Below are 17601 nucleotides of genomic sequence, written 5' to 3'. Positions count from 1 at the left end.
TGACCGTGAACCAGCCCCTGTCCCATCATCTGCTGACCATGGCTTACCAGAACGCCTGGGCCAATCACCGCCTGGGCAAGGCCTGGGAAATACTCACTCCGAGCGAGCTGGCAGCGCCGCGGGTGAGCTTCTTCCCCAGGCTGAAAGCCACCCTCAACCACATCCTTACCTGCGACTGGTTCTACGTCGACGCGCTGGAGCGGGAGCTGCGCGGCGAGCTGCCACGGCCTGACTGTTATGTGTTTTTCGATGACGAAGAACCTTTCGACCAGGCCGCCGACCTGCGGCGCGAGCAGGCGCTGGTGGACCGCCGGCTGATCGCCTACTGCGAACAGCAACGGGACGTGGACCTTGCGCGCATCGTCACCATTGCCCGGGAGAAACCGCAGCGCGATACCCGGCTGCGCATGCTCTCGCACCTGTTCGAGCACCAGTTGCATCACCGTGGCCAGGTGCACGCCATGCTCAGCGGCACCCGGGTGGCGCCGCCGCAGCTGGACGAGTTCTTCTGCGCGGGCGAGGCGGCCCTGCGCGCCGAGGACTTTGCCGAGCTGGGCTGGAGCGAAGCACAGATCTGGGGCGCGGAGGTGGTCGAGGAAAAAGAACGGTAGCGCTTGACGCGCTAGCCGTTCGTTTGGTCATGTGCCGATGTTTACAATCGCTCTCCCGGGGACCCGCCCGGATCAATAACTGTTGAGGACAAACATGGACGTTGCAGACGTATTGGTACTCCAGGCCAGCTACACCAACCCGGTACACGCCGAGGCGATCGCCCTGGTGCTCAACCACTATGCCCAGGACCCGATGGGCGGCGGCCAGCCATTGGACGCCGATCTGTTGCGGCAATTGCCCGGCGAACTGGCCAAGCGCCCCCACGCGTTCAGTGTGCTGGCCTTTGTCGGTGGCGAACCGGCCGGCCTGGTGAATTGCTTCGAGGGCTTTTCCACCTTTGCCGGCCGGCCGCTGGTCAATGTGCACGATGTGTCGGTGATCGATAAATTCCGCGGCCTGGGCCTGAGCCAGAAGATGCTGCACAAGGTCGAGGAGATCGCCCGCCAGCGCGGCTGCTGCAAGATCACCCTGGAAGTGCTGGAGGGCAACGCGGTGGCCCAGGCGTCCTACCGCAAGTTCGGCTTCGACGACGCCAGGCTCGACCCGAGCCATGGCCGGATGCTGTTCTGGAACAAAACCCTGTAAGCCCCTGGAGCCCGCCGCCCGATGAACTCATCTCCCCTGGATGCCCCCGTGACCCGCCGTGACAGTGCCTGGACGGTGTTCCTGGTGTTCCTGCGGCTGGGCCTGAGTTCCTTCGGCGGGCCGGTGGCGCACCTGGGGTATTTCCGCACCGAATTCGTCCAGCGCCGCGCCTGGCTGAGCGAGGCGGCCTATGCCGAACTGATCGCCCTGTGCCAGTTCCTCCCGGGGCCGGCCAGCAGCCAGGTGGGCTTTGCCCTGGGCTGGTCGCGGGCGGGGCTGGCCGGCGCGCTGGGCGCCTGGCTGGGCTTTACCTTGCCTTCGGCGCTGATCCTGATTGCCCTGGCCATGGGCCTGAGCGGTAGCGGCACAGGGTTGCCCGGCGGGCTGGTGCATGGCCTGAAGATCGTCGCGGTGGCGGTGGTGGCCCAGGCCCTGTGGGGCATGGCCCGAGCCTTGTGCCGCGGGCCGCTGCGCATGCTGATCACGCTTGTCTCGGTGATCAGTGTGCTGCTCTGGCCGACCACCCTTGGCCAGGTCTGCGTGATGTTGCTGGCAGGGGTGGTCGGCGCGGGCCTGCTCCAGCCGACTTTCGACAACCGCGAGGACGGGCTGGCGATCGCGGTCGGCAAGCGCACGGGCTATCTGGCCCTGGTGCTCTTTGCCCTGTTACTGGCGGGCTTGCCACTGCTGGCCGGGCTCTGGCCCAGCCTGTCGCTGCTGCTGGCCGATGGTTTTTATCGCGCCGGTGCCCTGGTGTTCGGCGGCGGCCATGTGGTGCTGCCGTTGCTGCAGAGCGAGGTGGTCGCACCGGGCCTGCTGAGCAACGATCTGTTTCTCGCCGGTTATGCCGCCGCCCAGGCGGTGCCGGGGCCTTTGTTCTCTTTTTCGGCTTTTCTCGGCGCGGCCATCGACGGCTGGCGCGGCGCGCTGCTGTGCCTGACGATGATTTTCCTGCCGGCCATGCTGCTGATCGTTGGCGTCCTGCCGTTCTGGCAGAACCTGCGCCACCTGGGCCGGGTCCAGGCCGCGCTGGCCGGCGTCAATGCGGCGGTGGTCGGCCTGTTGGCGGCGGCGCTGTACGACCCGCTATGGACCAGCAGCATCCTCAAGCCGCTGGACCTGGGGTTGGCCCTGCTGGCCCTGGCCGCGCTGATGCGCTGGAAGCTGCCGCCCTGGCTGGTGGTGCTCGCCGGTGGCGCCGTCGGCCTGCTGCTGGAGGCCTGAGGCCAGCGTCGTCAGGTGCGCGGCGGGTGATTGAGCCGGGCAAACACCAGGCGGAACAGGGTGAAGCTGCCCGGCACGCTGCTGACCTCGGTCCGGCCCTGATGCAGGTTCATGATCGAGCGCACGATCGCCAAGCCCAATCCCGTACCGCCTTCGGCGCGCGAGCGGCTGCTGTCGACCCGATAGAAACGCTCGAACAAATGCGCCAGGTGCTGCTCCGGGATACCGGCGCCGGGGTTGCCCACCGACAGCGACACACTCGATTCATGCTCCTCCACCAGGATCGAAATACTCGACGCCCGCGGGCTGTGGCGGATGGCATTGGACAGCAGGTTGGAGATCGCCCGCTGGATCATCAGGCGGTCGCCGTACACCAGGCCATCGCCGGACAGGCTGATGCCCAGGTGTTTTTCCTCGGCGCTCAGGGCGAACAGTTCCATGACCCGCCGCGCTTCATCGCCCAGGGATATTGCTTCGAACGCCACCTGGGAGGCCGGGTGGCTGACCTGGGCGAGGAACAGCATGTCGCTGACGATCCGGGTCAGGCGTTCCAGCTCTTCGGTGCTCGACTCCAGCACCGCCTTGTACTCGTGGGGCGGGCGCTCCCGGGACAGGGTGACCTGGGCCTTGCCCATCAGGTTGGTGATGGGCGAGCGCAGCTCGTGGGCCAGGTCGTCGGAGAATTGCGAGAGCTGCTGCACGCCGCCGTCGAGCCGGTGCAGCATGAAATTGATGCTGTGGGCCAGCTCGGCCAGCTCCCTTGGCAGGTTGTCCGGCGACAGCCGGTGGGTCAGGTCCTGGGTGGTGACCTTGGCGGCCACCCGGCTGAATTGCTGCAACGGCGCCAGGCCACGCTGCACCACCCACCAGGCGCCGATGCCGATCAGCATCAGCAGCAGGGGCAGGGCGATCACCGTGGAGCGCAGGTAGGCGCTGAGCAGCGCCTGGTCGTTGGCCCGGTCCAGGGACAGCACCACCCGCACCTGTTCGCCATTGCGCAGGCTGACCAGGCTGGAGGTGCTGAGCAGCCGGTTGCCGGCGCTGTCGAGCCAGTCGAGGAATACCGGGCTTTCCGGCCGGGTCAGGGCTTCGGGCAGCGGGCCCAGGTTGCGGTTGCCGATGTTCAGCAGCGCTTCGGCCTGGGGATCGGCGGCGAAAATGCTCAGGTGCAGGTTGTCGTGGCCCATCACCAGGTCCAGCAGCGAATGCGGGCGGGCGGCGATATCGCCGGTCTTCAGGTCGCTGGTCAGGGTGTGGCGGATCTGTTCGAGTTTGCTGTCCAGGCTTTCCCGCGCCAGGCTGCCCAATTCGTGGCTGAGGGCCAGGTAGGCCAGGGTCGCGAGCAGCAGCACCAGGCCGGCACCCATCAGGCTGACGGTCAGGCCCAGGCGCATGGACAGGCTGCTGGCGGTGCGTTGCGCGGCTTTCATTGGCGCACTTCCAGGACATAACCGACGCCACGGATGGTGTGGATCAACTTGATCTCGCTGGCATCGTCGACCTTCGCCCGCAGGCGGCTGATGGAGACCTCCACCACATTGGTGTCGCAGTCGAAGTTCATGTCCCAGACCAGGGAGATGATCTGGGTACGGGTCAGCACCTCGCCCGATTGGCGCATCAGCACCTGCAACAGGGTGAACTCCTTGGTGGTCAGGTCGATGCGCCGCGAGCCGCGATAGGCCCGGTGCCGGCGTGGGTCGAGCTCCAGGTCGGCGACCCGCAGGGTGTCGCTCGCCGGCAGGTTCTCGCTGCGCCGCAGCAGGGTGCGCACCCGCGCCAGCAGCTCGGGAAACTCGAACGGCTTGACCAGGTAATCGTCGGCCCCCAGGTCCAGCCCCTTGACCTTGTCGGCCAGGCGCCCGCGCGCCGAGAGCATCATCACCCGGGCGTTGCTGTCCTTGCGCATGTCTTCCAGCACCTGCCAGCCGTCCTTTTCCGGCAGATTGACGTCCAGAATCACCAGTTCGTAGTTTTGCTGTTCGATCAGGTAAAGCCCGTCGACACCGGTGGCGGCGCGGTCGACTACATAACCGCTTTCGGTCAGGCCCTGATGCAGATAATCGGCAGTTTTACGCTCGTCTTCGACAACCAGAATGCGCATGGAAAAGTGACCTCTTGATCATTAATACGATTTCAATGGCGCTGGATATGAAGTTGTTGTTGGACCAGCCATAAAACCCGCGAAGTTGCGGCTGATAAATAGCCTCAGCCGTTTGGGTCGGGGGAATGCTCAAGCCTGAAGTGGCTTTAGGGTCAAGATTTAAAGTGCCTGATATCAATGGCTTGTGCCTGTTTTCGACAGCCGGTTAGCTGGCTGGTCCAACAGTCAGCCAAATGAAGTGATTCAAACCGGTCATGTGTTATTTACTGTTTCAATATATGTCGAAGTTTGCTGGAAACTTATATTAATACAGCGGGCAATGACGGTTGCTTAGATGGCGTAATTGTCATTTTGACGTCAGAAAGTTGATAGCCCATGGTCATGTCGCTGATATCGAAGGCAATAAAAAAGGCGCCCGTGAAAGGGCGCCGGAAGATCCTCTCTGGCAAGGGAGCATGATCGCCAGAGAGGAGTAGAGCTCGGGGTGTTTCAGGTGTCCGGTTGCGCGCTGGCGCGGGTCGGGTCCTCGGCGGGTGCCTGGGGTTTTTTTCCGTTCTCGGAGGACGCCTGTTCGTTATCGGTGCGGGGTATCTGCTGGCTGATGGGGAAGTTGTCCCAGTAGTGTTTCATGCGTTCAGCGCCGCCTTCGGCGAACGCTGCACCCGAGCTGGCAATCATCAGACCGGCGAGCAGGAGTGTGGAGGCTTTCATATGCGGTGTCCCATTGACGGTGATCGGTATCCGTTGCGTCCCTGTCACGAAGCAGTGAGGGAAGTCTGGCGTGATCTTATTAACTAGGGGTTAACAGGACGCTGAAGGCGGGATGACAATGCTGTCATCCCGAATGAGAGGCGCTGACGGTCTACAGATATGAGCCGTGTAGGAAGAAGGGCGGGTTACAGCTTCCAGTCCAGGCTCAGGGTCAGGGTGCGCGGTTCGCCCCAGTAGACACCGTTATAGAAGCCGACCCGTTCGTAGTACTTCTTGTCGAACAGGTTGGTGACGTTGAGCGAGGCCGACAGGTGCGGGTCGAACTCGTAGCGCGACATCAGCCCGGCCACGCTGTAGGCCTGCTGATGGATGCGGGTGTTTTCGGTGACGATACGCCCGTTGCCGTCGCGCCCCACCGGCCGCCGGCTGCTGCCGTAGATCTCGCTTTGCCAGTTCAGGCTGCCGCCGACGGTCAGCGCCCGCCACTGGCCCGGCAGGCGATAGGCCGTCGACAGGCGCAGCATGTTCATCGGTTCGCCGCCGTTGGCGCGCTGCTTTTCACCGTCCAGGGCGTGGGTGTAGGTGTAGCCGGCGGTGAGGTTCCAGCCCATGAGGATTTCGCCCGAGACCTCGGCCTCGAACCCTTGCACCTTGCCGCCTTTGCCGCCCGACTTGTAGAACTCCTCGCCGGTGACCGGGTCCGGCGGCACCGAGCTGTCCAGTTCGGCGACGTTGTCCTGCTTGCTCCAGAACACCGCGGTGGCCAGGTTCAGGCGCTCCTCCAGCAGGCTGCCCTTGAGCCCCAGCTCGTAGTTACTGCCGATTATCGGCTCAAGGTATTTGCGGCTGGCGTCGCGCTCGGTCTGGGGCTTGAAGATGTCGGTGTAGCTGACATACACCGTGTATTGCGGGGTGAGGTCGTACAGCAGGCCGGCGTAGGGCGTCCACATGTCGTTGTGCTGCTGGCGGGTGTCCTCGAGGCTGGTCAACTGGTTGTTGGCGTCGTAGCTGCGGGAGCGGCTATGGGCGCTCCAACTGCCGTAACGGCTGCCGAGCACCGCATGCAGGTCGTCGCTCAGGCTCAGGCGGGTGGCCAGGTAGCCGGCCTTTTGCCGGGTGCTGTCGCCGGAACCGGGCAGGTTGGTCACGGTGTCGGGAAACTTGGCGATGCCGCCCATGTATTTCCAATCGGCGATGCTGGTGTAGCCCGGCGGCGTCGGGCCGTCGACGGTGTGTGGCGACGACTCGCGGCGCTCGGCCTCGCCGTAGCCCAGCATCAGTTCATGTTCGCGGCCCATCAGGTTGTAGGGACCGGCCAGGTTGAAGTCGTACACGCGCATTTTCTGCGTGCCGATCATATGGCTGGTCCAGGCGGTCATGCCCGAGCGGTCGGCCTCCGGAAAACCGGCGCCGCCGTAATAGACCTTGCCGTCGCTGTCGCTGTCGCGGTGGGTGTAGGCGGCTTTCAGGTGCCAGTCGTGGCCCAGGCGCTGATCGAGGGTGGCGAAGGCGGTCTTGTCCCTGAGCGGCCAGGAGCTCCAGTGCGCCGCCATGTTGGTGGAGCGCGGCAGGTTGGCCTTGCCGCCCGCGGCGTTCCAGTAGGGCACGGTGCCCCAGGAGGTGCCCTGGACCTGTTTGTCCTGATAGTCGTAGCCCACCGCCAGGGTGGTGCTGTCGCTCAGGTCGGCCTCGAGAATGCCGTAGCCGACTTCCCGCTGCAGCTGGTAGTGGTCGCGAAACCACTGGCTGTCGCGATAGGCCAGCACCGTGCGCCCGCGCAGGCGACCGTCGAACCCCAGGGGGCCGCCGACGTCGACGTAGCTGTAGTCGTTGTCGTAGCTGCCGCCGCTGACACCGGCCTTGGCCGCCCACTCGTGGGTCGGCCGCTTGCGCACCATGTTGACGGTGGCCGAAGGGTCGCCGGCGCCGGTGGTCAGGCCGGTGGCGCCGCGGACCACCTCGATGCGGTCGTAGATGATGGTGTCCGCATCGGACTTCATGCGGTTGAAGGTATTGAGCATGCCATCGATCTGGAAGTTGTTGATGGAGTAGCCGCGGGAGGAATAGCTCACCCGGTCGGAGTCCAGGTGCTGGACCACCACCCCGGTGGTTTGCCCCAGCACCTCGGACAAGGTGTCGAGTTTGAAATCGTCCATCTGCTGGCGGGTCACCACCGACACCGATTGCGGGGTTTCCTTGATCGACAGGTTCAGGCGCGTGGCGGTGCTCATGCTGCCGGTGGTGTAGGACCCGGTATTTTCCGTGGTGGCGCCCAGGCCCTGGGCGGTAACGCTGGTGGCATCGAGCTCCAGGGTCCTGGCGCCGCGGTCGGGGTCCCGGGCGGGTTCGCTTTCGGCCAGCAGCTCGGGGCTCAGAACCGCGCCGCACAGGCCGAATGTCAAAGTCATGGAACGGGTGAATGGCGCGAGCATCGCTGCCGTCTCCTTGTCGTCGAGGGAAAAAATCCGTTTGCACTGAGACGAAAAGGCGGAAGGGTATTTAGCTTAAACGAGAATAATTATTATCTTCTGGATGCAAAAATGCCCCATGAAGGGGCATTGAGGGCCGGTATTACGGGGCTGCGTGAGCCCCGTAGGAAAAGGCTTATTCTGGCATCGCTTATTTCTGCACAACTTATTTTTGTACGACTTATTTCTGCACGACTTATTTCTGTACTACCGCGGTGGGTGGCGGTGCCTTGGGCTTCATCAGGCTGAAGTCGATCAGGGCTTTCTCGTTGCGTTCATAAGGGTTGCCGATCAGCAGCGGGCGCGGCTTGAAGCTGTCGCTGACCAGGCTCTTGCTGCGGTCCAGTTCGTCGGAACTCAGCCCGGCCATGTCGGCCCAGGTATGGATCAGGTGCGAGCTGCTGTAGGGGCGGCCGAGGTCGCCGGCGAAGTTCCAGTCATGGTCCTGCTTCCACTTCGGCGAAGCCCAGGCGATGAACGGAATGGTGTACATCGGCGCGGTCGGCTTGCCTTCGTTGCGGCCCAGGGTGTTGTGGCCGGCGGAATCGAACACGTCTTCGCCGTGGTCCGACAGGTACAGCAGGAAGCCGTTGGGGTCGGTCTTGGCGTAGTCCTTGATCAGGCTCGAAACCACGAAGTCGTTGTACAGCACGGCATTGTCGTAGCTGTTGTAGGTCGGCACCTGGTCGTCACGCACGCCGGCCGGCACGCCAGTGCGGTCGGTGAACTTGTCGTAGCTCGGCGGGTAGCGGTACTGGTAGCTCATGTGGGTGCCCAGCAAGTGGACCACGATGAACTTGCGCGGCGCGCCGTCGGCCAGGGCCTTGGAGAACGGCTCCAGCACGTCGCCGTCGTACTGGCGGGCGTTCTGGTTGCGGTTGTTGTTCAGGTAGACCTGCTCGTCCGCCTGCTCGGAGAAGGTGGTGAGCATGGTGTTGCGCTTGGTCATGGTCTGCTGGTTGGTGATCCAGTAGGTCTTGTAGCCGGCCTGCTTCATCACGCTGACCAGGGACGGGGTCTTGAGGTACAGGTCGGGGTTTTCTTCGTCGGCGAAGGTCAGCACCTGCTGCAAGGCTTCGATGGTGTAGGGGCGCGGGGTGATGACGTTGTCGAAGATCGCCAGCTGGTCCTTGAGCTTGTCCAGCTCCGGCGTGGTCTGGCGCGGGTAGCCGTAGAGGCTCATGCGTTGGCGGTTGGTCGACTCGCCGATCACCAGGACCAGGGTCGAAGGCTGGTTGGCCATGCTGTCCTTGAGGTTGTGCAGCGGCGGGATCTTGCTCACGTTGTCGAGCATGCCCTGCATGTTTTCCAGCTGCTCGCGGTAGCGCCGGTAGGCCACCACCATCTGCCACGGCACCGCGGGCTCGATGCGCGTCTCGAATTTCTCCAGGCCGCCGGCGAAGCTGCCGGTGCGCGCGGTCTGCTTGATCAGCGGGTAGCCGATGACGGCGATCAGGATGGCCATGGCCGCCACCAGCGCGCGACCGCGCGGCAGGTAGACCGGGCGCAGGCGGGTCCAGAGGAAGAGGGCGAAGGCGGTATGGGCGAGGAACGCCAGCACCATCCACCAGGCGAAGTACTGGGTCAGGTACTCACCGGCTTCGGAGGGGTTCGACTCGAACATGATGAAGATGACGCTCTGGGAGAACTCCTGCTGGTAAATGAAGAAGTAACCCAGGCTGGCCATGGAACAGGCCCAGAGCACGATGCCGATGACGGCGGCCATCGCTCGGGTGCGGGCCGGGAACAGCAGCATCGGCGCCAGCCAGATCGCGCTCATGATGAAGGCCTGGCGGAAACCGGCGAACCCAGAGGTGTCGGTCAGTTGGATCAGTAACTGGGTGATGCCGGAGAAGTACCAGAAGAACAGGAAGAGCCAGGCCAGGCCCGCCCAGTCAAACCCCTTCGCGGACGTCTTGTCGCGTTTAAACACTGCCATCGAGCGCTCCAGCTGCATTGAACATGACATTCGCCGGAAAGCTTCGACCACCTCGGCGAACGCGCGCCGCACCCGTGGGGGCGGCAATATTGCGCCGGAGTATCCATAAGCAGGTGTGAAAACTTTGTGAGTTGGTACCTGCGTGTCAGATAATGCCGTCGCCAGGAGGCGGGCAGGGTAAAAAGCGACGGGCAAAAAGAAGCCGGCGATCCATCGAGGACTCGGCCGGCTTCATTAATAACCTGTTGCAAGGACCGGCCACGGCGGGCGGGTTCCTCGGATTCTCAGGCGTGTAGCTGGGTGACGGCAGCCACCTGACCCTGGTTCTGCAATGCCAGGCGCAGTTGCGCCAGCTCTTGCTTCAACTGGTCGCGCTCGTTCTTCAGTTCGCGCAACTCGTCACGACGGATAGTGACGTAGAGGGTTTGTGCAGGTCGTGCCGGTAGTACTGTGCCCATTGCTCACCTCGCAAATGGCGTGCATCAACTGTGGTCCGGCCGCTCGAATTCCGGGGCCTGAAACACTATCGGCGGCAATTTTGATTTCTTTTGCCGGCAAAGGGAACTTTTTTATTTTCAGTGGTCGTTGTGCCTTCGAAGCGATTCGCGTCGTTATCCACTCACCGCTTGGGAAACACTGCTTTGGAAACTTAGTCCGGATGCTCTGGACTAACCCTCACGAGCCTCGTTGGGCTATAACCTTTTGACACAATTTAGTAGTAAGGAGCATCAGCACATGCAACTGGGGATTATCGGACTGGGCCGCATGGGCGGAAACATTGCGCGGCGCCTGATGCTCAATGGGCATGAAACCGTGGTCTATGACCGTAACAGCGCTTTTGTCAGCACCCTGAGTGGCGAAGGCGCCAAGGGCGTCGCCGACCTGCCGGCCCTGGTCGCCGGCCTGGAAAAGCCGCGCGCGGTCTGGGTCATGCTGCCGGCTGGCGCGCCCACCGAAGACACCATCGAAACCCTCAGCCAGTTGCTCGAACCGGGCGACGTGATCATCGATGGCGGCAACACCTACTATAAGGACGACATCCGTCGCGCCCAGGCGCTGGCAGAAAAAGGCCTGAACTACATCGACGTCGGCACCTCCGGCGGCGTCTGGGGCCTGGAGCGCGGCTACTGCATGATGATCGGCGGCGACGCCGAGGTGGTGCGCCGCCTGGACCCGTTGTTCGATGCGCTGGCACCGGGCATGGGCGACATCCCGCGGACCAAGGACCGGGTGGCTGAAGACGATCGCGCCGAGCGCGGTTACATCCACGCCGGCCCTGCCGGTGCCGGGCACTTCGTCAAGATGATCCACAACGGCATCGAGTACGGCATGATGCAGGCCTTCGCCGAAGGCTTCGACATCCTCAAGACCAAAGCCTCGCCAAGCCTGCCGCAAGACCAGCGCTTCGACCTCAATGTCGCCGATATCGCCGAAGTCTGGCGCCGTGGCAGCGTGGTCTCGTCCTGGTTGCTGGACCTGACCGCCGACGCCCTGGCCACCGATCCGCAACTCGACGGTTTCTCCGGCGAAGTGGCCGACAGCGGCGAAGGTCGCTGGACCATCGAAGCCGCCATCGAGCAGGCGGTGCCGGTCCCGGTGCTGTCGAGCTCGCTGTTCGCTCGTTTCCGCTCCCGCCAGCAGAGCACCTATGGCGACAAGATGCTGTCGGCCATGCGCTTCGGTTTCGGCGGCCACGTGGAGACTCCGAAAAAATGACCTCCTCGCGAAAGAAGTCCAAGGCTCAACCCGCTCCACCCACCACACTGTTTCTGTTCGGCGCCCATGGCGACCTGGTCAAGCGCCTGCTGATGCCGGCGCTGTACAACCTCAACCGTGACGGCTTGCTGGATGAGGGGTTGAAGATTGTCGGCGTCGATCACAACGCGATCAGCGATGTGGATTTCGCCAAGAAGCTCGAAGACTTCATTCGCACCGAGGCTGCCGGCAAGGTCGGCAACGGCGCGCAAGCGCTGGACCCGGCGCTCTGGGCCAAGCTGGCCAATGGCATCAGCTATGTCCAGGGCGACTTCCTGGACGACAGCACCTACGACGCGCTGGCGGCGAAAATCGCCGCCAGCGGCACCGGCAATGCGGTGTTCTACCTGGCCACCGCACCGCGCTTCTTCAGTGAAGTGGTGCAGCGCCTGGGTGCGTCGGGGTTGCTGGTCGAAGGGGACAACGCGTTTCGCCGGGTGGTGGTGGAGAAGCCGTTCGGCTCCGACCTGCACACCGCGCAAGCGCTGAACGAATGCCTGCTCAAGGTGATGAGCGAGAAGCAGATCTACCGGATCGACCATTACCTGGGCAAGGAGACGGTGCAGAACATTCTGGTCAGCCGTTTCTCCAACAGCCTGTTCGAGGCTTTCTGGAACAACCATTACATCGACCACGTGCAGATCACCGCGGCGGAAACCGTCGGGGTGGAAACCCGTGGCAGCTTTTATGAAAACACCGGCGCCCTGCGCGACATGGTGCCCAATCACCTGTTCCAGCTGCTGGCGATGGTCGCCATGGAACCGCCGGCGGCCTTCGGCGCCGACGCGGTGCGCGGCGAAAAGGCCAAGGTGGTGGGGGCGATTCGTCCCTGGAGCACCGAAGATGCGCTGGCCAACTCGGTGCGTGGCCAGTACGTGGCGGGCAAGGCGGGCGGCAAGCCGGTGGCCGGCTACCGCGAAGAGGCCAACGTGGCCCCGGACAGCAACACCGAAACCTACGTCGCCCTCAAGGTGATGATCGACAACTGGCGCTGGGTCGGCGTGCCGTTCTACCTGCGCACCGGCAAGCGCATGAGCGTGCGCGACACCGAGATCGCCATCTGCTTCAAGCCTGCGCCGTACGCGCAGTTCCGCGATACCGAGGTCGACCACTTGCAGCCGACCTATCTGCGCATCCAGATCCAGCCCAATGAAGGCATGTGGTTCGACCTGCTGGCGAAAAAGCCCGGGCCGACCCTGGAGATGGCCAATATCGAGCTGGGGTTCGCCTACAAGAACTTCTTCGAGATGCAGCCTTCCACCGGCTACGAGACGCTGATCTACGATTGCCTGACCGGCGACCAGACCCTGTTCCAGCGCGCCGACAACATCGAAAACGGCTGGCGCGCGGTGCAGCCGTTCCTCGATGCCTGGAAGGAAAAGGCCAAGGTGCATATCTACCGGGCCGGTGAAGACGGGCCGGCGGCCGGCGACGAGTTGCTGACCCGCGACGGTCGTGAATGGCACAGCCTCGGATGAGGGGAGAGGGGCAGCATCCCATCCAGTTCCTGCTCAGCGACATGGACGGCACCTTGCTGCTGCCCGATCACAGCCTGAGCCAGCGCACCATTGCCGCGGTGCGCGCGCTGCGCGAAGCCGGGGTGTTCTTCAGCCTCGCCACCGGGCGGCCGCCGCGGGCCATGTTGCAGCAGATCGAAGCCCTGGGCGTCGACCTGCCGACCGCGGCGTTCAATGGCGGCACCCTCGTCAATCCCGATGGCAGTTTCCTGGTGCGTCACCATGTGCCGGTAGCGGTCGCCAACACTGTCCTGGCGCTGCTGTCGCCGCAGCCGGAAGTGGAGATCTGGGTGTTTGCCGACGGTGAATGGCTGCTGCGCAATCCCCACGGGCCAATGGTGCCGCGCGAGCAGCATGGCCTGGGTTATCCGCCGGTGGTGGTGGAGAGCTTCGAGGACTACCTGCCGCGCATCGACAAGATAGTCGCCGCCAGTGCCGACACTGAACTGTTGGTGGAGCTGGAGGCGCGTTTGCTGGAGCAGGTCGGTGGGCAGGCGCAGGTCTCCCGTTCGCAGCCGGTGTACCTGGATGTGACGGCGCTGCAGGCCAACAAGGGGCAGGCGCTGGTTACCCTGGCGGAGTTTCTCGGGGTGCCGCTTGCGCGCACCGCGGCGCTGGGGGATGGCGGCAATGACCCGGCGATGTTCCAGCAGGCCGGGTTGTCGATTGCCATGGGCCAGGCCGAAGCGGCGGTGAAACGCCAGGCCGACCTGGTGACGGGCAGCAATGTCGCCGATGGCGCCGCCGAGGCGATCGAACGATTCATCCTGCCGCGCTAATGCAAAACCTGTAGCCGCTGCCGCAGGCTCGGGCCGCGTTCGGACGATAAGGCCGAAGGCCTTCAGCGATCTGGAGACCGCCGCGACCCTGCGGGTCGATCGCAGCCTACAGCAGCGGCTACATCCTTACAGCCAGTAACTCACCGCATACCAGCCCAGCACCCCCATCACCACGGTGTAGGGCAACGCCATCCACACCATGCGTCCATACGACAGGCGCACCAGCGGCGCGATCGCCGAGGTCAGCAGGAACAGGAACGCCGCCTGGCCGTTGGGCGTGGCCACGCTCGGCAGGTTGGTGCCGGTGTTGATCGCCACCGCCAGGGTTTCGAAGTGTTCGCGGCTCATCAGTCCGGAAGCGAAGGCCTGTTTCACTTCGGTGATGTAGATGGTGGCGACGAACACGTTATCGCTGATGGCCGACAACAGCCCGTTGGCGATAAACAGCATGCCCGGCTGCTGGCTCGCCGGCAGCGCCAGCACCCACTGGATCAGCGGGGTGAACAGCTGCTGGTCGTGAATCACCGCCACCACCGCGAAAAACACCACCAGCAGGGCGGTGAACGGCATCGCATCCTTGAACGCGCTGCCCAGGCGGTGCTCGTCGGTGATGCCGGTGAACGCGGTAATCAGCACGATCACCATCAGGCCGATCAGGCCGACCTCGGCGATGTGCAGGGCCAGCGCGGCAATCAGGATCAGCGCCGCCACACCCTGTACCAGCAGCGCCGCGCGTTGCCGGTCGGTGCGTTCGGCGTTGTCTTCGGCGGCGTAGTTGGCCAGCACCGCGCGCACGTTGTCCGGCAGCAGGGTGCCGTAGCCGAACCAGCGCAGTTTCTCCAGCAGCACGCAGGTCACCAGCCCGGCCACCAGCACCGGCAGGGACACCGGGGCGACCTTGAGGAAGAAGTCGGCGAAGTGCCAACCCATTTCGTGGCCGATCAGCAGGTTCTGCGGCTCGCCCACCAGGGTGCAGACACCACCCAGGGCGGTGCCCACCGCGCCATGCATCAGCAGGCTGCGCAGGAAGGCGCGGAATTGTTCGAGGTCCTGGTGATGCAGTTGCGGCAAGTGCTGGTCGTCGTTGAATTCGCTGTCCTGGCGCGGGTCGTTGCCGGACGCCACCCGGTGATACACCGAATAGAAGCCCACCGCGGCGCTGATGATCACCGCGGTTACCGTCAGGGCATCGAGAAACGCCGAGAGGAAGGCCGAAAGAAAGCAGAACAGCAGGCCCAGCAGCGCCTTGGAGCGCACCCCCAGCAACAGCCGGGAGAACAGGAACAGCAGCAGCTCCTTCATGAAATAGATGCCGGCCACCATGAACATCAGCAGCAGGATTACCGGGAAGTTGTGCACCAGTTCGTCGTACAGCGCCTGGGGCGTGGTCATGCCCAGCGCCACGGCTTCCAGCACCAGCAGGCCGCCGGGCATCAACGGGTAGCACTTGAGGGCCATGGCCAGGGCGAAGATGAACTCGGCCACCAGCATCCAGCCGGCCGCCACCGGGCCGAGCGTGAACAGCAGCAAGGGGTTGAGCAGCAGGAAGGCAAGGATGCTGGCTTTGTACCAGCGCGGTGAATGGCCGAGAAAGTTGTGGGCGAAAGCCTGGGCCAGTGAACCGGACATTGGCTGCTCCTTGTATTGAAGAAGCGCGCAACTTGCCGCAAGCACCGGTGAAGATCAAGAAACTCTGAAATCTTTTGCCACAAATACTGACCCGGGCTTTTGTAGGAGCCAGCTTGCTGGCGATGAGGCCCTTCGATGTCGTTCTGCAGGCCGTCATCGCGAGCAAGCTCGCTCCTACAAGTTTGAGGTGTGTCGGCGATCTGGGCGCGCGGTCAGTCCTCGCGTTTGACCACCAGGGTCAGGATGTCGTAGCTGGCCACCAGCTCGCCCAGCTGGTTGCTGACCTCCACGTCCCAGGCCACCACGCCCTGGGGGATGCCTTGCGGGCTTTGCTTGCCCTGGTCGATCTTGCGTTTGCAGGTGAGGCGCGCCTGGATGGTGTCGCCGATGCCCACCGGGTTGATGAAGCGCAGGGTGTCCAGGCCATAGTTGGCCAATACCGGGCCCGGCGCCGGGGAGACGAACAGCCCGGCCGCCGCCGACAGTACGAAGTAACCGTGGGCGATGCGCTTGCCGAACTGCGACTCCTTGGCCGCGATCTCGTCGAAGTGCATATAGAAGTGGTCGCCGGACAGGCAGCCGAAGTTCACCAAGTCGGCCTCGGTCACCGTGCGCCTGTGGGTCAGCAGCGACTCGCCGATCTGCAGGTCCTGGAAGAACCGGCGGAATGGATGCACCTCGGTCTCGATGACCTTGGCGCCGCGCACGTATTCGCCGGTGACCGCCGCCAGCATGCTCGGCGAGCCTTGCACTGCCGCCCGTTGCAGGTAGTGCTTCACTGCGCGCAGGCCACCGAGTTCTTCACCGCCGCCGGCGCGACCCGGGCCGCCGTGCTTGAGTTGCGGCAGCGGCGAGCCATGGCCGGTGGATTCGGCGGCGGATTCGCGGTCCAGCACCAACAAGCGCCCGTGCCAGGCCGCGGCCACCGGGATGGCCTTGGCGGCGATTTTTGGGTCGCGGGTCACCAGGCTGGCCACCAGGCTGCCTTTGCCTCGCGCGGCCAGGGCCAGGGCTTCGTCGAGGTCGTCATAGGCCATCAGCGTGCTGACCGGGCCGAAGGCCTCGATATCGTGGGCGCCGCCTTCGGCATGCGGGTCGCGGGCCTGCAGCAGGGTCGGGGCGAAGAACGCGCCCTGGCGGGTGTTTGCCCCGCGCGGCTCGAAGCCGTCGCGGGCGCCGAACAACAGGTCGCTGCTGTGCAACAGGCTCTCCAGGCGTTCGGCCACGTCCCGCTGCTGGTCGTGGGAGGCCAGCGCGCCCATGCGCACGCCTTCCACCGCCGGGTCGCCGACCACCACCCTGGCCAGCCTGTCGCGCAGGCGGCTGGCAACCGCGTCGATATGCCTGGCCGGCACGATGGCGCGGCGAATGGCGGTGCATTTCTGCCCGGCCTTGGTGGTCATTTCCCGGGCCACTTCCTTGATGAACAGCTCGAACTCTTCGTCGTCCGGGCTCACGTCCGGGGCGAGGATCGCGCAGTTCAGCGAGTCGGCCTCGGCATTGAACGGCACCGAATTGCGAATCAGCTGTGGGTTGGCGCGCAGCCTGGCCGCGGTATCGGCCGAGCCGGTGAAGGTCAGTACGTCCTGGCCTTGCAGGCGATCGAGCAGGTCGCCGGTGCCGCCAATTACCAGTTGCAGGCTGCCGGCGGGCAGCAGCCCCGATTCATCCATCAGGCGCACCACGGCTTCGGTCAGGTAGCTGGTGGCGGTGGCTGGCTTGACGATGCACGGCATGCCGGCGAGGAAGCTCGGAGCGAACTTTTCCAGCATGCCCCAGATCGGGAAGTTGAAGGCGTTGATATGCACCGCCAGGCCACCGCGGGGCACCAGGATATGGGTGCCGGCGAAGCTGCCGAGCTTGCTCAACGGCAGCGCCGGGCCTTCGTGGACGATATTGCCCGAGGGCAGCTCCCGCGAACCCAGGCTGGCATAGGTGAACAGGGTGCTGTTGCCGCCCTCGATGTCGATCCAGCTGTCGGCGCGGGTGGCGCCGCTGTGGTGGGAGATGGCGTACAGCTGTTCCTTGCGTTCGCTCAGGTACAGCGCCAGCGCCTTGAGCCGCTGGGCGCGCTGCTGGAAGTCCAGGGCCATGAGGGAGGCGATGCCCTGGCGCCGGCCATGGTCGAGCGCCTCGGCGAAATCCAGGCGCTCTTCGTGGGTGCGGGCCAGTTCGTGGCCGTCGATGGCGCTGCGCAGCACCTGGGCGCCGTGTTGGCCGATCCAGCGGCCGGCGATGAAGCTTTGCAGGGTAGGGGCGTGAGGCATCACGATTCCTCCGG

The 17601-nt window shown here is 64.3% G+C and carries 14 protein-coding genes; 6 read left to right on the top strand and 8 right to left on the bottom strand.

Translation table 11 applies throughout. The annotated features are described in order from the left end of the window. The first annotated feature begins 5 nt into the window (after positions 1 to 5). The 3 genes from CRO75_RS11635 (at position 6) to chrA (ending at position 2421) form a co-directional block, all read left to right on the top strand. Positions 6 to 611 (top strand): DinB family protein, encoded by a 606-nt coding sequence (locus CRO75_RS11635; RefSeq protein WP_097135397.1) that lies wholly within the window; start codon positions 6 to 8, stop codon positions 609 to 611. A gap of 94 nt (positions 612 to 705) precedes the next feature. Next, positions 706 to 1197, top strand: a complete 492-nt coding sequence (locus CRO75_RS11630; protein WP_009043737.1) for a GNAT family N-acetyltransferase — start codon at positions 706 to 708, stop codon at positions 1195 to 1197. A gap of 21 nt (positions 1198 to 1218) precedes the next feature. After that, on the top strand, positions 1219 to 2421 hold the full coding sequence (gene chrA, locus CRO75_RS11625) for a chromate efflux transporter (protein ID WP_097135394.1): 1203 nt from the start codon (positions 1219 to 1221) through the stop codon (positions 2419 to 2421). Between the two features lie 11 nt (positions 2422 to 2432). Here the strand turns inward: chrA and CRO75_RS11620 are convergent, their stop codons facing one another. The 6 genes from CRO75_RS11620 to CRO75_RS32995 all read right to left on the bottom strand — a co-directional run bounded on the left by CRO75_RS11620 (position 2433) and on the right by CRO75_RS32995 (position 10098). Then, positions 2433 to 3851: a heavy metal sensor histidine kinase gene (locus tag CRO75_RS11620; protein WP_097135391.1), complete on the bottom strand. Its 1419-nt coding sequence runs from the start codon at positions 3849 to 3851 to the stop codon at positions 2433 to 2435. After that, positions 3848 to 4522, bottom strand: coding sequence for a heavy metal response regulator transcription factor (locus tag CRO75_RS11615; RefSeq protein WP_097135389.1), 675 nt, complete (start codon positions 4520 to 4522; stop codon positions 3848 to 3850). Before CRO75_RS11615 ends, CRO75_RS11620 begins: the two co-directional genes overlap by 4 nt. A gap of 489 nt (positions 4523 to 5011) precedes the next feature. Next, complete coding sequence (locus tag CRO75_RS11610; protein ID WP_097135387.1) at positions 5012 to 5233, bottom strand: hypothetical protein; 222 nt, start codon at positions 5231 to 5233, stop codon at positions 5012 to 5014. A gap of 185 nt (positions 5234 to 5418) precedes the next feature. Then, complete coding sequence (locus tag CRO75_RS11605; RefSeq protein ID WP_097135385.1) at positions 5419 to 7665, bottom strand: TonB-dependent siderophore receptor; 2247 nt, start codon at positions 7663 to 7665, stop codon at positions 5419 to 5421. Positions 7666 to 7897: 232 nt separating this feature from the next. Continuing rightward, positions 7898 to 9640 carry a phosphoethanolamine transferase CptA gene (locus CRO75_RS11600; protein ID WP_097135384.1) on the bottom strand — a complete coding sequence of 581 codons (1743 nt, stop codon included), beginning with the start codon at positions 9638 to 9640 and terminating at the stop codon, positions 7898 to 7900. A 284-nt stretch (positions 9641 to 9924) separates the two neighbouring features. Next, positions 9925 to 10098, bottom strand: a complete 174-nt coding sequence (locus tag CRO75_RS32995; protein ID WP_007922719.1) for a DUF6026 family protein — start codon at positions 10096 to 10098, stop codon at positions 9925 to 9927. Between the two features lie 244 nt (positions 10099 to 10342). Between CRO75_RS32995 and gnd the strand changes: the two genes are divergently transcribed. From gnd to CRO75_RS11585, 3 genes are read left to right on the top strand one after another with little or no spacing between them, the layout of a single operon-like run. Then, positions 10343 to 11356 carry a phosphogluconate dehydrogenase (NAD(+)-dependent, decarboxylating) gene (gnd, locus tag CRO75_RS11595; RefSeq protein ID WP_225970778.1) on the top strand — a complete coding sequence of 338 codons (1014 nt, stop codon included), beginning with the start codon at positions 10343 to 10345 and terminating at the stop codon, positions 11354 to 11356. Further along, positions 11353 to 12873 (top strand): glucose-6-phosphate dehydrogenase, encoded by a 1521-nt coding sequence (gene zwf, locus CRO75_RS11590; protein ID WP_097135382.1) that lies wholly within the window; start codon positions 11353 to 11355, stop codon positions 12871 to 12873. The genes gnd and zwf overlap by 4 nt, the downstream gene beginning before the upstream one ends. Then, positions 12870 to 13691: an HAD family hydrolase gene (locus CRO75_RS11585; protein WP_097135380.1), complete on the top strand. Its 822-nt coding sequence runs from the start codon at positions 12870 to 12872 to the stop codon at positions 13689 to 13691. Before zwf ends, CRO75_RS11585 begins: the two co-directional genes overlap by 4 nt. 126 nt (positions 13692 to 13817) lie before the next feature. Here the strand turns inward: CRO75_RS11585 and nhaB are convergent, their stop codons facing one another. Continuing rightward, positions 13818 to 15320, bottom strand: a complete 1503-nt coding sequence (gene nhaB / locus CRO75_RS11580) for a sodium/proton antiporter NhaB (RefSeq protein WP_097135379.1) — start codon at positions 15318 to 15320, stop codon at positions 13818 to 13820. 212 nt (positions 15321 to 15532) lie between these two features. Continuing rightward, positions 15533 to 17587 (bottom strand): phenylacetic acid degradation bifunctional protein PaaZ, encoded by a 2055-nt coding sequence (gene paaZ, locus CRO75_RS11575; protein WP_097135377.1) that lies wholly within the window; start codon positions 17585 to 17587, stop codon positions 15533 to 15535. Positions 17588 to 17601: the final 14 nt, after the last annotated feature.

Source organism: Pseudomonas sp. LAMO17WK12:I10, from assembly GCF_900215185.1.
Taxonomy (GTDB): domain Bacteria; phylum Pseudomonadota; class Gammaproteobacteria; order Pseudomonadales; family Pseudomonadaceae; genus Aquipseudomonas; species Aquipseudomonas chlororaphis.
This window is presented reverse-complemented; position numbering and strand designations above follow the sequence as displayed.